This window comes from Kitasatospora sp. NPDC090091, assembly GCF_044747365.1.
Lineage (GTDB): Bacteria > Actinomycetota > Actinomycetes > Streptomycetales > Streptomycetaceae > Kitasatospora.
In genome coordinates this window covers 31,326-45,224 of the sequence record NZ_JBIVDY010000021.1, presented here as the reverse complement: position 1 = coordinate 45,224, position 13,899 = coordinate 31,326, and the positions used below count along the sequence as shown (strand labels likewise).

The following is a 13,899-nucleotide window of genomic DNA, read 5'->3' as shown; positions in this document are numbered from 1 at the left end:
CCGGTGGCCGTGCCGGCCGCCCGGCCTGCGGCCGGTGGTCGCACGATCGCCTTCTGACGTGGAAACAGCGAAGCCGGGCGACCGGTCCCCGGAGGGGGCCCGTCGCCCGGCCCGTCCGGTCGCGCGCAGTGCGCGATCGGACACAGCTCGTGGTCTGGCTGCTGCTGTGGCGCCCGGAATCAGCGCTCGTCGTCGGCGGCCGTGGCCGTCGTGGTGCTGCCGAGACGGCCGCTCTCGTCCTGTATCTCCACGGCGATCTTCTTGAGCTCGGGCTCGAACTTCCGGCCGTGGTGGGCACAGAAGAGCAGCTCTCCGCCGCTGGCGAGTACGACGCGCAGGTAGGCCTGGGCGCCGCAGCGGTCGCAGCGGTCGGCCGCGGTGAGCGGGCTCGCAGGTGTCAGAACAGTAGTCACGTCGCCTCTTCTCTAGCTCGACGAGCTGTCGTACCAGGGTCAACATCCAACCAGGCCGAAAACGTTCCCGCTCGTGGCTTTTCTTCTTTGAGGATTCTGCTGTGTTGATGAGGACGTGCCCCGGGGGCCGGTGGTTCATGCGTGCCGAGTCCCAGGATCCGCCCACCTCTCGAACGCCCGATCGGAACGGGGTGCGAGGTCCGCGTAGCATAATCCTCTGCTGGGTTGGAGCATAAGCCCCGTCCCGGGCCCCGGTAGCCTGCATAACGGCAGTTCCGGAGCCTGCACCCGGCCCCACGATCCGCCAGGACCGGTGGTACCGGGAGGAGATGGAGCCCCGGCGCTCCCCGTCCGGCACGGCGCTTGTTCGCGCAGCGCGTACAAGCTGCGCGGGACCGGCTCGCCGTGCTGTGCACCCACCGGAGGGGTGTGCACACGCAGCGGAGCGGCTGTCGGTGCGATGTGCTGCACTGGCGGCCGAGCCGGATGCGACCGGTGTGACCGACGAGACAGAACTTGACCTGAGGAGAGTGCCGCGTGAGTGCCGAAACGACCGTGCCGTCCGCACTGCTGGCCGGCGACGACGGTTCCAACTACACCGCTCGGCACCTGCTCGTCCTGGAGGGCCTGGAGGCGGTTCGCAAGCGCCCCGGCATGTACATCGGGTCCACCGACAGCCGCGGCCTGATGCACTGCCTCTGGGAGATCATCGACAACTCGGTCGACGAGGCCCTCGGCGGCCACTGCGACAGGATCGAGGTCGTCCTGCACGACGATTCCTCGGTGGAGGTCCGCGACAACGGCCGCGGCATCCCGGTCGACGTCGAGCCCAAGACCGGGCTGTCCGGTGTCGAGGTCGTGATGACCAAGCTGCACGCCGGCGGCAAGTTCGGCGGCGGCTCCTACGCGGCCTCCGGCGGTCTGCACGGCGTCGGCGCCTCCGTGGTGAACGCGCTCTCCGCCCGCCTGGACGTCGAGGTCGACCGCAGCGGCCACACCCACGCGATCAGCTTCCGCCGCGGCACCCCCGGCATCTTCACCGAGACCAGCCCGGACGCCCCGTTCGAGCCGGCCAACGGGCTGACGAAGGTCCGCAAGGTGCCCAAGACCCGCACCGGGACCAGGATCCGCTACTGGGCGGACCGGCAGATCTTCCTCAAGGACGCCCGGCTCGCGCTGGAGCACCTGCACAACCGGGCCCGGCAGACCGCCTTCCTCGTCCCCGGCCTGACCATCGTCGTCCGTGACGAGCGGCTGACCGAGAGCGACCAGGTCGAGGAGGCGACGTTCCGCTACGACGGCGGCATCGCCGAGTTCTGCGAGTTCCTGGCGCCCGACAAGCCGGTCTGCGACGTGCTGCGGCTGCGCGGGGAGGGCACCTTCAAGGAGACCGTCCCCGTCCTGGACGAGCTCGGCCACATGACGCCCACCGAGGTCACCCGCCACCTCGGCGTGGACATCGCGCTGCGCTGGGGCGCCGGCTACGACACCACGCTGCGCTCCTTCGTGAACATCATCGCCACCCCCAAGGGCGGCACCCACGTCACCGGGTTCGAGCGCTCGCTCGCCAAGACGGTCAACGAGGTGCTGCGCTCCGCCAAGCTGCTGCGCGTCGCCGAGGACGACATCACCAAGGACGACGCCACCGAGGGCCTCACCGCGGTGGTCACCGTCCGGCTCGCCGAGCCGCAGTTCGAGGGCCAGACCAAGGAGGTGCTGGGCACCTCGGCGGCCAATCGGATCGTCGCGGCCGTGGTCGCCAAGGAGCTCAAGGCCTTCCTCACCTCGGCCAAGAAGGACGAGAAGCTGCAGGCCCGCGCCGTGCTGGAGAAGGTCGTCGCGGCCGCCCGCACCCGCGTCGCCGCCCGCCAGCACAAGGAGGCCCAGCGCCGGAAGACCGCGCTGGAGACCAGCTCGCTGCCGGCCAAGCTGGCCGACTGCCGCAGCGACGACGTCGACCGCAGCGAGCTCTTCATCGTCGAGGGGGACTCCGCGCTCGGCACCGCCAAGCTCGCCCGCAACTCCGAGTTCCAGGCCCTGCTGCCGATCCGCGGCAAGATCCTCAACGTGCAGAAGGCGTCCGTGAGCGACATGCTCAAGAACGCCGAGTGCGCCGCGATCATCCAGGTGATAGGGGCCGGTTCGGGCCGCACCTTCGACATCGACCAGGCCCGCTACGGCCGGGTCATCTTCATGGCCGACGCCGACGTCGACGGATCGCACATCCGCTGCCTGCTGCTGACGCTGTTTCAGCGGTACATGCGGCCGATGGTCGAGCAGGGCCGGGTCTTCGCGGCCGTCCCGCCGCTGCACCGGATCGAGCTCACCAACCCCAAGCGCGGCCAGGAGAAGTACCACTACACCTACTCCGACGCCGAGCTGCGCTCCACCCTGCTGGAGTTCCAGCGCAAGGGCCTGCGCTGGAAGGACCCGGTGCAGCGCTACAAGGGCCTCGGCGAGATGGACGCCGACCAGCTGGCCGAGACCACCATGGACCCGCGCCACCGCACCCTGCGCCGGATCAACCTGGGCGACCTGGAGCAGGCCGAGCGGATCTTCGACCTGCTGATGGGCAACGACGTCGCCCCGCGCAAGGAGTTCATCGTGGACTCGGCGGCCACCCTGGACCGCTCCCGCATCGACGCCTGATCCCGGCACCGGCCGCTGATCCCGGTACTGACGGCAGAGGGCCCTCCACCCACGGGTGGAGGGCCCTCTGCCGTCGGCTCCACCCCGGTCCGTCCCCGGTCCACCCCGGCTCCGATCACCCGGCGGGGCCGGATCCGTAGCGTCGGTGAGGTCAGCCCAGTCAGCCTTCCGTCGGGACGGAGAGTCCGATGACCGCCCTCGCCAACGTCCTTGTGATCATCGTGGTGATGGTCCTGGTGGTCCAGCGTCAGATGCGCGCGCAGCGCCTGGACTCCGGCCGCCGCACCTGGCTGCTCCCGGTGCTCCTCGGAGTGCTCGCGCTGCGGGACCCGCAACTCGTCGACCGCGCCCACGCCGGGACGTCCGTCGCCCTGCTGGCCTGCTCGCTGCTGGCCGTGCTCGCGATGGGCTGCGTCTGGGGCTGGACCGTCCGGCTCTGGCGCGGCGAGGACGGCGCGGTCTGGGCCAAGGGCACCAAGGCCACGGTGGCCGCCTGGTCGGGCATGATCGCGATCCGGCTCGGTCTGTTCGGCCTCGGCGCGGCCCTGCACGTCCACCAGACCGGCAGCGCGCTGCTGCTCGGCCTGGCGGTCCTGCTGCTGGTCAGGTCGCTCGTGGTGAACTGGAGGGCGCGGACCCTGGAGCCCTCGTACGGGGCCACCGCGGCCCACTGACCGCACCCCGCCACGCGGCCGCGGGCCCGGTGACCGCACCCGACCCGTGGGGTCGCCGGCCCGACGGACGCCCGCCGACCGCACCACCGAAGCCCCCCGGAGGAGACACCCGTGCCCGAGTGGTCCTGGACCCGCTGGCCGTCCCGCGAGGGGCTGGAGCGGGAGGCCGAGAGCCGGCCGCGGCGGCTCCTCACCGTGGCCGGCCGGCTCGTGCTGCTGGTCACGGTGATCTGGGGGATGTACTCCCGCGGCGGGTACACCGGCTGGACCGCGGTCGCGGCGGTCGCGGGCCTGCTCGCGACGATCCTGGTGGTGGCGGCCTTCCTGCGGGCCAGCCGGGAACAGCGGCTGCTCGCCTCGCTCGCCCTGGCCGGCGTCCTGATCGGCGGCGCCTGGCTCGCCGAGTGGGGGCGGGCCTACGTCCTGGCCGACTTCACCTGGGCCGGCCTCGCCGTGGCGGCTCTGGTCCGGCTGCCGATGGGCGCCGCGCTGGCCACGGCGGCGGCCGCCTTCGGCTCGTACACGGCCGCCAGCTGGGAGAGCTGGCTCGCCGTCTGCGCCACGGTCGGCGGGCTGACCGTCCTCGGCTACCTGCTGCGCCTCGACACCGAGGCCCGCGGCACCGCGCGCCGGCTGCTCGCCCAGGAACGGGCCGCCCGGGCCGCCGAGGCGGAGACCGCCGCCCTCGCCGAACGGGCCAGGATCGCCCGGGAGATCCACGACGTGCTCGCCCACAGCCTCTCCGCCCAGCTGGTCCACCTGGAGGCGGCCCGGCTGATGCTGGACGCGGGCACCGACCGGGAACAGGTCCGCGAACGGGTGGTCGCCGCCCGCCGGATGGCGCAGGACGGACTGGCCGAGACCCGGCAGGCGCTCTCCGCGCTGCGCGGCGAGTTCACCCCGGTCGGGGAGTTCCTGGTGGAGCTGACGGTGCGTGAGCGGGCCGCGTTCTCGGTGGCCGGGACGCCGCGCCCGCTGGCCGCCGAGGCGGGGCTCGCGGTGCGGCGCACGGTGCAGGAGGCGCTGACCAACGTGCGCAAACACGCTCCCGGAGCGCGCTGCACCGTCGAACTGCGTTACCTGCCCGAGGCGGTGGAGCTGGAGGTCCGCAACACCGCAGCCCGCTCCGATCGCACGGGTGAGCTGGCCGCCAGCGGCAGCGGGTACGGTCTGCTGGGGATGCGCGAACGCGCGGAACTGCTCGGCGGCACCCTGCTGGCGGGCCCGGACGAGGGAGGGTGGCGCGTGCTGCTGCGGGTGCCGGCGTGAGCGGACAGGACGGGGCGGGCCCGATCAGGGTGCTGGTGGCGGACGACCAGACGGTGGTGCGCGAGGGCATCGTGATGCTGCTCGGGCTGCTGCCCGGCATCGAGGTGGTGGGCGCGGCCGCGGACGGCGAGGAGGCCGTCGCCCTGGTGGAGCGGCACCACCCGGACGTGGTGCTGATGGACCTGCGGATGCCGCGCTGCGACGGCGTCGAGGCGACCCGGCGGATCCGCGCCGCCCATCCGGAGACCGAGGTGGTCGTGCTCACCACCTACGCCGACGACGACTCGCTGTTCCCCGCGCTGCGGGCCGGTGCGCGCGGCTACCTCACCAAGGACGCGGGCGGCGAGGAGATCGCCCGCGCCGTCGCGGACGTCCGCTCGGGCGCGGCCGGGCTCTCGCCGCAGGTCCAGTTGCGCCTGTTGGAGCGGCTGGCGGACGAGGCCGGGGTCGCCGCACCGCCGGCCGCCGCTCGGCCGGGCCCGGCCGCCGCCTCGCCGGCGGAGCTGCCGGACGGGCTGACCGCCCGCGAGGCCGAGGTACTGGCACTGATCGCCGAGGGGCTCTCCAACACCGAGATCGCCCAACGGCTGTTCGTCAGCCCGGCCACCGTGAAGACCCACATCAACAACCTCTTCGCCAAAACGGCCGTCCGGGACCGCGCGCAGGCCGTCGCGTACGCCTTCCGGCACGGAATCACCGGTACGCAGCAGTAGTCGCATGAGTGTCTGTCGGATCATCGATCACCTCATCGAGTGAACGTATCTGCATTGGGAGTTGGCGGGGTTCGCGGGCCTCCATCATGGTTCGGTCAGCACACCCCCCGGCCCAGGAGCAGCAGTGCCACAGCAGCAGACGAGCAGTCCCGGGCAGGGGCAGCGTTTCGACTGGTGGGCCGCTCCCGCCGCCGAACCCAGGGCCGAACGGCCGGAGCCCGAGGCTTCGCGGCCGGCGCCGCAGCACGACCTGGCGCCGCAGCACGACCGGGCGGTGCCGGAGCCGGGGCGGCCGGCCCCCGTCCGGCCCGCGGCCGTGGCCGGGCCCGCGCAGCCCGTTCAGGTCACCCGGTCCGTTCCGTCCGCCCACCCCGTGCCGCCCGCCCGGCCCCGGTCCGTCGCCGAGGCGGCCGAGCCGGCCGCGGACAGCAGAACCGAGGTGTACCGGGCGGTCCAGGTCAGCGAGGCGTTCCAGGAGATCAAGCGCGGCTACCGGGCCTTCGTCTTCCCCGCCGGCGGCGCGTTCCTCGGTTGGTACCTGATGTACGTGGCCGCCCAGGCGGCCGCCCCCGGGGTGATGCGCAGCCAGGTGGCCGGCCCGGTGAACGTGGCGTGGCTGCTCGGCCTGCTGCAGTTCGCGACGACCTTCCTGCTCACGTGGCTCTACGCCCGCAACGCCCGCACCAAGCGCGACCGCGCCGCCCTGTCGCTGCGCTGGGACACCCAGGACCAGCTGCGATGAGGACCGCGACCCCGCCCCCCGTCGCCCCCACCGGCGACCACCACGACCTGGCCATCGCGTTGTTCGCCGTGATCGTCCTGGTCACCCTGGCCATCACCGTCTGGGTGGGCCGCCGCGGCAGCGCCGCCGAGGACTTCTACGCCGGCGGGCGCGACTTCACCCCGCTGCAGAACGGCTTCGCGCTCGCCGGCGACTACCTCTCCGCCGCCTCCTTCCTCGGCGTCGCCGGGCTGATCGCGCTCTACGGCTACGACGGCGTGCTCTACAGCATCGGCTTCCTGGTCGCCTGGCTGGTGGTGCTGATGCTCGTCGCCGAGCTCGTCCGCAACGCCGGCCGGTACACCCTGGCCGACGTGCTCGCGCTGCGACTGCGCCGGCGGAAGGTCAGGGCGGCGGCCGGCGGCGCCAGCGTCGTCGTCACGCTCTTCTACCTGGTCGCCCAGATGGTCGGCGCCGGCAGCCTGGTGGCCCTGCTGCTCGGCACCAACAGCTCCGGAGCGCGGACCTGGACCATCGTGGCGGTGGGCGGCCTGATGATCGTCTACGTCACGGTGGGCGGCATGCGGGCCACCACCTGGATCCAGATCGTCAAGGCCGTCCTGCTGGTCGCCGGTTCGGTGCTGCTCACCGTGCTGCTGATGATGCGCTTCCACGGCGACGTCGCCGAGCTGATGCGGCAGGCCGCCCAGCACAGCGGCGCCGGACGGCGGTATCTGGAGCCGGGGCTCAAGTACGGCGCGAGCGTCACCAGCCGGCTGGACTTCTTCAGCCTCGGCCTGGCCCTCGTCCTGGGCACCGCCGGCCTGCCGCACATCCTCTCCCGCTTCTACACCGTGCCCACCGCGCGGGCCGCGCGGCGCTCCACGATGTGGGCGATCGGGCTGGTCGGCGGCTTCTACCTGATGGCCATCGCGCTCGGCCTGGGCGCCACCGCGCTGGTCGGCTCGGCCGAGGTGCGGCACGCGAACCCGGCGGGCAACACCGCGGTGCCGCTGCTCGCCCTGGTGCTGGGCGGCGGCAACGGGAGCACCGGCGGCGTGCTGCTGTTCGCGCTGATCTCGGCGATCGCGTTCGCCACCATCCTGGCGGTGGTGGCCGGTCTGACGCTCGCCTCCTCGGCGGCCTTCGCGCACGACATCTGGGCGGGCGCCTGGCGCGGCCGTCCGCGTCGCGGCGGCCGCCGGGCCGCCGTGCCGGCCTCCCGGCGGGCACGCGGGGGACGGGCACGCGGCGAGCACGCACGCGGAGGCGCCACCGAGCGCGAGGAGGTCGGCGTGGCCCGGATCGCCGCGGTGGTGATCGGGGCGATCGCGATCGCGCTCAGCCTCTTCGCCCAGCAGATGAACGTCGCCTTCCTGGTCGGCCTGGCCTTCGCCGTCGCGGCCTCCGCCAACCTGCCGGTGCTGCTGTACAGCCTGTTCTGGCGGCGGTTCACCGCTCGCGGCGCGGTCTGGTCGGTGTACGGCGGGCTGGTCCCGGCGGTGCTGCTGGTGGCCTTCTCGCCGGTGGTCTCCGGGAGCAAGGCGGCGCTCTTCCCGGGGGTGGACTTCCACTGGTTCCCGCTGGAGAACCCCGGCATCGTCTCCATCCCGCTGGGCTTCCTGGCCGGCTGGATCGGCACCCTCACCTCGCCCGAGCCGGCCGACGCGGACCGCTACGCCGAGCTGGAGGTCCGCTCCCTCACCGGAGCCGGGGCGGCCTGAGCCCGTACACCCCGCAGGCGCGCACCCCGGTGGTCCCAGGACCGCCGGGGTGCGGTGCGTCCGCGGTGCGTCCGCGGTGCGTCGGCGGTGCGTCGGCGGTGCGTCGGCGGTGCGTCCGCGGTGCGTCGGCGGCGGGTTCGGGCGGGTTCGGCTCCGCCCCGGCTCCGAAGCTGTCGCCGGCCTTCCGGTCCCCGGTCAGCTGCGGGCGGCCAGCCCGTAGCGGTGCTCGGGGCGGCCGGTGTCGCCGTAGCGCAGGGTCAGCCGCAGCCGGCTGTCGCGCTCCAGCTGCTTGAGGTAGCGCTGCGCGGTGGAGCGGCTGAGCCCGGTGGCGTCCGCGACCTCCTGGGCGGAGAGCGGCCGGCCGGCCCGGCGCAGCACCCCGAGCACCAGGTCGGTGGTGGGCGCCGAGTGCCCCTTGGGCAGCGCGGCCGCCGGGGCCGCCGCGCTGCGCAGGGTGGCGAACAGCCGGTCCACCTCGTCCTGGCCGGCCTCGCGGGCGGCCGGTCCGGCCAGCGCGTGCCGCAGCTGCGCGTAGGCGACGAGCTTCTCCCGCAGGCCGGCGAAGGTGAACGGTTTGACCAGGTACTGCAGGGCGCCGTGCTGCATCGCCGCGTGCACGGTGGAGACGTCCCGGGCGGCGGTCACCATCATCACGTCGCAGGCCACCTGCCGTTCGCGCAGCCGCCGGACCAGGGCGAGGCCGGTCTCGTCCGGCAGGTGGTGGTCGAGCAGCAGCAGGTCGACCGGGCGCCGCTCCAGGGCGGCCAGCGCCTCGGCGGCCGAGTGCGCGGTGCCGGTGACCCGGAAGCCGGGCACCTTGGCCACGTACGCGGCGTGCACGTCGGCGACCCGGAAGTCGTCGTCCACCACGAGTACGTCGATCATCACGCCTCCACGAGAGGTCCGGTGGGCCGGTGGTCCCCACGGGCGTCCGGGCCTGCGCCGGGCAGGGCCGCGGTGTGCAGCGCCTCGGGCAGCTCCACGGTGAACCGCGCCCCGCCGAGCGGGCCGGCGTCGAGCACGATCCGGCCGCCGGTCCGCTCGACCAGCCGCCGCACCATGGCCAGCCCCAGTCCGCGCGGCCGGTGCGCGGGTGCGTCCTTGCTGCTCCACCCCTCTTCGAAGACCCGCTCGCGCAGCCCCTCCGGCACCCCCGGGCCGCTGTCCGACACCTCCACGAGCAGGGTGGCGCCGGCGGCGGCCAGCACCACCTCCACCCGGCCGCCGCCCGGTGCCAGCGCGTCGACGGCGTTGTCGATCAGGTTGCCGAGCACGGTGACCAGCGCCCGGGCGTCCACCACCGCGTCCGGCAGGTGCGTGGCCGGGGTGACCGCCAGCCGGACGCCGCGCTCGCCCGCCACCGCGGTCTTGCCCGCGAGCAGCGCGGCCACGTGCGGGTCCTGGACCTGCTCGGCGATCCGGGCCGCGACCGCCGCGTGCGAGCCCGACTGCTCGGAGATGAACTCCACGGCCTGGTCGTGCCGGCCCAGCTCCAGCAGGCCGAGCAGGGTGTGCATCCGGTTGGCGTGCTCGTGGTCCTGGGCCCGCAGTGCCTCGGTGAGGCTGCGGGTGGTGTCCAGCTCGCGGACCAGCGACTCCAGCTCGGTGCGGTCGCGCAGGGTGACCACCGCGCCGCCCTCGGCCGTGGCCATCCGGTTCACCACCAGCACCCGGTCGTCCCGGACGGCCGGCAGGTCGGTGCCGGCGATCCGCCCGGCCAGCACGTCGGCCAGCCGCCCGGGCGGCAGCACCGCGTCGATCGGCCGGCCGGTGCTGCCCGCGGGCAGGCCGAGCAGCCGGACCGCCTCGTCGTTGGCCAGCCGGATCCGGCCGTGCTCGTCCAGCGCCACCATGCCCTCGCGGATGCCGTGCAGCATCGCCTCGCGCTCCACCAGCAGCGCCGAGATGTCGGCCAGCGCGATGTTGTGGGTGCGGCGCTTCAGCCGCCGGGCCAGGACCAGGGTGGCGACGGTGCCGGCGGCCAGGCCGGCGCCGGCGCAGAGCAGGATGCCGGTGAGCATCTTCAGCAGCCGGCGCCGGATCGAGTCGTCGCTGATGCCGACCGACACCTCGCCGACGATCCGCCCGTCGGCGGTCCGCAGCGGCACCTTGCCGCGGGCGGTGCGGCCCAGCGTGCCCTGCTGGATGGCGGTGACGCTGCGGCCGCTGAGCGCGGGCTCGGGGTCGGTGGAGACGCGCTGGCCGATCCGGCCCGGGTCGGTGTGCGAGAGCCGGATCCCGTCCACGTCGGTGACCACGACGAAGCTGGCGCCGGTGGCCAGCCGGATCTGCTCGGCGTTGCGCTGGGCGGTGGCGGAGTCGCGGGCCTCGGCGGCCCGGGCGATCGCCTCGTCGCCGGCGGTGGCCTGGGCGATCGACAGCGCACGCTGCATCGCGTCGTGGTCCAGCTCGGAGCTGACCGGGGCGAGGAACAGCCCGGCGGTCACCACGGTGACGCCGACGGTGACGACGGTCTGGCTCAGCAGGAGCTGGGCGAAGACCCGGCGGGGGCGGCGGGGGTGCTTCATCCGGGGCCTCCTCTCCTGTGGTCGGCCCTGTGGTCGGTCCTGTGGTCGGCACACCCTACGTTTCCGAGGTGCTCCTGTCAGCCGCGTCCCCGCTGTTGTAGCGGAAGCAAAACGAGCAGAACACCCCTCAACGCGGAGAACCCGCACTACGCCGAGAAGGCTCCCGCCGCTGCCCGGCCCGCTCCTAGCCTCCCGGGGCAAGCACAGACCCGGGAGGTCACATGAGTACAACCCCGGTGCCGGATCCGACGCCGGCTCCCGCGATCGAGTTGAGCGGCGCCACCAAGCGCTTCCGCACCCCGTCCGGGGCGCTGCACACCGCCGTCCGCGATCTCGACCTGACCGTCGCGCAGGGCGAGTTCGTCGCCGTCGTCGGACCCACCGGCTGCGGCAAGTCCACCACGCTGACGCTGGTCAGCGGCCTGGAGGAGCCCACCGAGGGCGACGTCCGGGTGTACGGGGAGCCGGTCGGCGGGATCAACCCGCAGGTCGGCTTCGTCTTCCAGCAGGACGCCGTCTTCCCCTGGCGGACCGTCCTGTCGAACGTCGCGGCCGGCCCGCGGTTCCGCGGCGTCCCGGCCGCCGAGGCCCGGGAGCGGGCCCGCGACTGGCTGGCCCGGGTCGGCCTGGCCGCCTTCGAGGACCGCTACCCCCACCAGCTCTCCGGCGGCATGCGCAAGCGGGTCGCGCTGGCGCAGACCTTCGTCAACGACCCGGGGATCCTGCTGATGGACGAGCCGTTCTCGGCGCTCGACGTGCAGACCCGCGCCCTGATGTCCGACCAGCTGCTGGAGCTCTGGGCCGGTACCGGCTCGTCGGTCGTCTTCGTCACCCACGACCTGGACGAGGCCATCGCGCTGGCCGACCGGGTCGTCGTGATGACCGCCGGCCCGGCCACCGTCAAGGAGGTCTTCACCGTCGACCTGCCCCGCCCGCGCACCGTGGAGGCCGTCCGGCTGGAACCGAGGTTCGTCGAGCTGTACCGCGAGATCTGGGCCTCGCTCGGCGAAGAGGTGCGCATCACCCGCGAGAGAGGAGCGGGTCGTGCCGCTTGAGACCACCGTGGCGGCCGCCGCCAGGCCCGCAGCCGCCCCCGCCAGCCGTACCGAGGCCCGCGAACGGGCCGCCCGCAACCGCAGGTTGAGCGTCTACGGGGCCAGGGCCGCCGTCCTGGTCGCCTTCCTCGGCCTCTGGGAACTCTGCGCCCGCACCGAGGTCGTCGACCCGTTCAACTTCTCCCAGCCGTCGCGGATCTGGGCGCAGATCTGGCAGTGGATCACCCACGGCACCGCCCAGGGCTCGCTCGGCGAACAGATCGGCTACACCCTCTACGAGGCCCTCAGCGGCTGGGTGCTCGGCGTCACCGGCGGCGTGCTGCTGGGCATCGCGCTCGGCCGGATCCGCTTCCTGGCCGACGTGTTCGGGCCCTACATCAAGGTGCTGAACGCCATCCCGCGCATCGTGCTGGCACCGATCTTCCTGATCTGGTTCGGCCTCGGCCCGGCCTCCAAGGTCGCCTCCGCCGTCGTGCTGGTGTTCTTCCCGGTCTTCTTCAACGCCTTCCAGGGCGCCCGCGAGGTGGACCGCAACCTCGTCGCTAACGCCCGCATCCTGGGTGCCAACAACCGCAAGGTCACCCTCCAGGTGGTCATCCCCGCCGCCACCACCTGGATCTTCACCAGCCTGCACGTCAGCTTCGGCTTCGCACTGATCGGCGCCATCGTCGGCGAGTACATCGGCGCCACCAAGGGCCTCGGCCTGCTCGTCGCGGCCGCCCAGGGCACCTTCAACGCGGCCGGCGTGTACGCCGCGATGACCATCCTGGCCGTCGTCGCGCTGCTCACCGAGGGGCTGCTGACCTTCGCCGAGAAGAAGCTGTTCCGCTGGAAGCCGGCCGAATCCGGCGACGGCCGCTGACCCCTTCTGCCTCCCCCCCGCCCGTCCCTCCGCAGAGAGGCCCCCACCCATGCGCCCGAACCCGACCGGCAGAGCCGCCGCCACCGCCCTCGCCGCCGTCCTGCTGCTCCCCCTCACCGCCTGCGCCAACGACGCCGCCTCCGCCTCCCACGCCGCCGTACCGGCCGGGCAGCAGGTCGACGGCCCCAAGGTCAAGATCATGGTCGGCGGCCTGGACAAGGTCATCTACCTGCCCGCCATGCTCACCCAGCGCCTCGGGTACTTCGGCGAGGCCGGCGTCAACGTCGAGCTGATGAGCGAGCCCGCCGGCGTCAACGCCACCACCGCGCTGCTCGCCGGCGACGTCCAGGGCGCGGTCGGCTTCTACGACCACACCATCGACCTGCAGGCCAAGGGCAAGAACGTCGAGTCCGTGGTCCAGTTCTCGCAGGCCCCCGGCGAGGTCGAGATCGTCTCCACCAAGCAGGCCGAGGCCATCCGGTCCGGTGCCGACTTCAAGGGGCGCAAGCTCGGCGTCACCAGCATCGGCTCCTCCACCGACTTCCTCACCAAGTACCTCGCCGTCAAGAACGGCACCGCCGTGAGCGAGTTCAGCCCGATCGCGGTCGGCGCCGGCCAGACCTTCATCGCCGCCCTCCAACAGGGCAGCATCGACGCCGGCATGACCACCGACCCGACGGTGGCCACCATCCTGGACAAGGGCCTCGGCAAGATCCTCTACGACATGCGCACCCCGCAGGGCTCGCGTGACGCGCTCGGCGGGCTCTACCCGTCGTCCTCGCTCTACATGAACACCGACTGGGTGGAGAAGAACAAGGACACCACCCAGAAGCTCGCCAACGCCTTCGTGAAGACCCTCAAGTGGATGTCCGGCCACACCCCGGAGGAGATCGCCGCGAAGATGCCCGCCGACTACGCGCAGGGCGGGGCCGAGCAGTACGCGGCCGCGATCAAGGCGACGCTGCCGATGTTCACCACCGACGGGGTGATGCCCGCGGACGGCCCCAGGACGGTGCTCGCCGTGCTCGCGGCCTTCCACCCGGACGTCAAGGGCAAGGAGGGCACGATCGACCTCGCCCGGACCTACACCACCGAGTTCGTCGGCAAGGCCGCCACCGGCTGAGCCGCCCCCGACCGAACGGTCCCGCGCCACCCCGGACAGCGGGCGCGGGGCCGTTCACCGTACCGGCGGTCCCGAGCCCACCCCCACGGGCGCGGGGCCGCTGCACTGTGAAGCCGTCGCGGGGCGGGGCAGGGCGGGGTATGGCAGGGCGGGGCCGGCAGCCGGCAG

Annotated in this window: 12 protein-coding genes; 9 read left to right on the top strand and 3 right to left on the bottom strand. The window is 73.3% G+C overall.

Annotated features, from left to right (window positions below; genetic code table 11):
• Positions 1 to 179: 179 nt before the first annotated feature.
• Positions 180 to 413, bottom strand: a complete 234-nt coding sequence (locus tag ACIPSC_RS30435; RefSeq protein WP_313765776.1) for a hypothetical protein — start codon at positions 411 to 413, stop codon at positions 180 to 182.
• 537 nt (positions 414 to 950) lie between these two features.
• Here ACIPSC_RS30435 and ACIPSC_RS30430 point away from each other — a divergent pair.
• The 6 genes from ACIPSC_RS30430 (at position 951) to ACIPSC_RS30405 (ending at position 8,163) form a co-directional block, all read left to right on the top strand.
• Positions 951 to 3,062, top strand: coding sequence for a type IIA DNA topoisomerase subunit B (locus tag ACIPSC_RS30430; RefSeq protein WP_400830157.1), 2,112 nt, complete (start codon positions 951 to 953; stop codon positions 3,060 to 3,062).
• A 188-nt stretch (positions 3,063 to 3,250) separates the two neighbouring features.
• Positions 3,251 to 3,736 (top strand): DUF1453 domain-containing protein, encoded by a 486-nt coding sequence (locus ACIPSC_RS30425; protein ID WP_400830155.1) that lies wholly within the window; start codon positions 3,251 to 3,253, stop codon positions 3,734 to 3,736.
• A 111-nt stretch (positions 3,737 to 3,847) separates the two neighbouring features.
• Positions 3,848 to 5,005: a sensor histidine kinase gene (locus ACIPSC_RS30420; protein WP_400830151.1), complete on the top strand. Its 1,158-nt coding sequence runs from the start codon at positions 3,848 to 3,850 to the stop codon at positions 5,003 to 5,005.
• Positions 5,002 to 5,718 (top strand): response regulator, encoded by a 717-nt coding sequence (locus tag ACIPSC_RS30415; protein WP_400830149.1) that lies wholly within the window; start codon positions 5,002 to 5,004, stop codon positions 5,716 to 5,718. The genes ACIPSC_RS30420 and ACIPSC_RS30415 overlap by 4 nt, the downstream gene beginning before the upstream one ends.
• Before the next feature lie 124 nt (positions 5,719 to 5,842).
• Positions 5,843 to 6,460 (top strand): DUF485 domain-containing protein, encoded by a 618-nt coding sequence (locus ACIPSC_RS30410; RefSeq protein ID WP_400830147.1) that lies wholly within the window; start codon positions 5,843 to 5,845, stop codon positions 6,458 to 6,460.
• Entirely contained in the window at positions 6,457 to 8,163 is a 1,707-nt protein-coding gene (locus tag ACIPSC_RS30405) for a cation acetate symporter (RefSeq protein WP_400830142.1), read from the top strand. Before ACIPSC_RS30410 ends, ACIPSC_RS30405 begins: the two co-directional genes overlap by 4 nt.
• 195 nt (positions 8,164 to 8,358) lie before the next feature.
• Here the strand turns inward: ACIPSC_RS30405 and ACIPSC_RS30400 are convergent, their stop codons facing one another.
• Together ACIPSC_RS30400 and ACIPSC_RS30395 are read right to left on the bottom strand one after the other, a co-directional pair.
• Positions 8,359 to 9,048, bottom strand: a complete 690-nt coding sequence (locus ACIPSC_RS30400) for a response regulator (protein ID WP_313765782.1) — start codon at positions 9,046 to 9,048, stop codon at positions 8,359 to 8,361.
• Complete coding sequence (locus ACIPSC_RS30395; RefSeq protein WP_400830136.1) at positions 9,048 to 10,691, bottom strand: ATP-binding protein; 1,644 nt, start codon at positions 10,689 to 10,691, stop codon at positions 9,048 to 9,050. The genes ACIPSC_RS30400 and ACIPSC_RS30395 overlap by 1 nt, the downstream gene beginning before the upstream one ends.
• A 221-nt stretch (positions 10,692 to 10,912) precedes the next feature.
• On the opposite strand from ACIPSC_RS30395, the gene ACIPSC_RS30390 reads away from it, so the two are divergent.
• Genes ACIPSC_RS30390 through ACIPSC_RS30380 form a run of 3 tightly spaced genes read left to right on the top strand, consistent with a single transcriptional unit; the run spans position 10,913 to position 13,731 of the window.
• Positions 10,913 to 11,746, top strand: a complete 834-nt coding sequence (locus ACIPSC_RS30390; RefSeq protein WP_400830133.1) for an ABC transporter ATP-binding protein — start codon at positions 10,913 to 10,915, stop codon at positions 11,744 to 11,746.
• Positions 11,736 to 12,608 (top strand): ABC transporter permease, encoded by an 873-nt coding sequence (locus tag ACIPSC_RS30385; RefSeq protein WP_400830131.1) that lies wholly within the window; start codon positions 11,736 to 11,738, stop codon positions 12,606 to 12,608. Before ACIPSC_RS30390 ends, ACIPSC_RS30385 begins: the two co-directional genes overlap by 11 nt.
• Before the next feature lie 49 nt (positions 12,609 to 12,657).
• Positions 12,658 to 13,731 (top strand): ABC transporter substrate-binding protein, encoded by a 1,074-nt coding sequence (locus tag ACIPSC_RS30380; protein ID WP_400830128.1) that lies wholly within the window; start codon positions 12,658 to 12,660, stop codon positions 13,729 to 13,731.
• Positions 13,732 to 13,899 lie beyond the last annotated feature (168 nt).

What these genes read in the sequence shown, in the direction of transcription:
- ACIPSC_RS30425 (WP_400830155.1), top strand. Translation starts at nt 3,251, where the DNA reads ATGACCGCCCTCGCCAACGTCCTTGTGATCATCGTGGTGATGGTCCTG.
- ACIPSC_RS30405 (WP_400830142.1), top strand. Translation starts at nt 6,457, where the DNA reads ATGAGGACCGCGACCCCGCCCCCCGTCGCCCCCACCGGCGACCACCAC.
- ACIPSC_RS30395 (WP_400830136.1), bottom strand. Translation starts at nt 10,691, where the DNA reads ATGAAGCACCCCCGCCGCCCCCGCCGGGTCTTCGCCCAGCTCCTGCTG.
- ACIPSC_RS30390 (WP_400830133.1), top strand. Translation starts at nt 10,913, where the DNA reads ATGAGTACAACCCCGGTGCCGGATCCGACGCCGGCTCCCGCGATCGAG.
- ACIPSC_RS30400 (WP_313765782.1), bottom strand. Translation starts at nt 9,048, where the DNA reads ATGATCGACGTACTCGTGGTGGACGACGACTTCCGGGTCGCCGACGTG.
- ACIPSC_RS30380 (WP_400830128.1), top strand. Translation starts at nt 12,658, where the DNA reads ATGCGCCCGAACCCGACCGGCAGAGCCGCCGCCACCGCCCTCGCCGCC.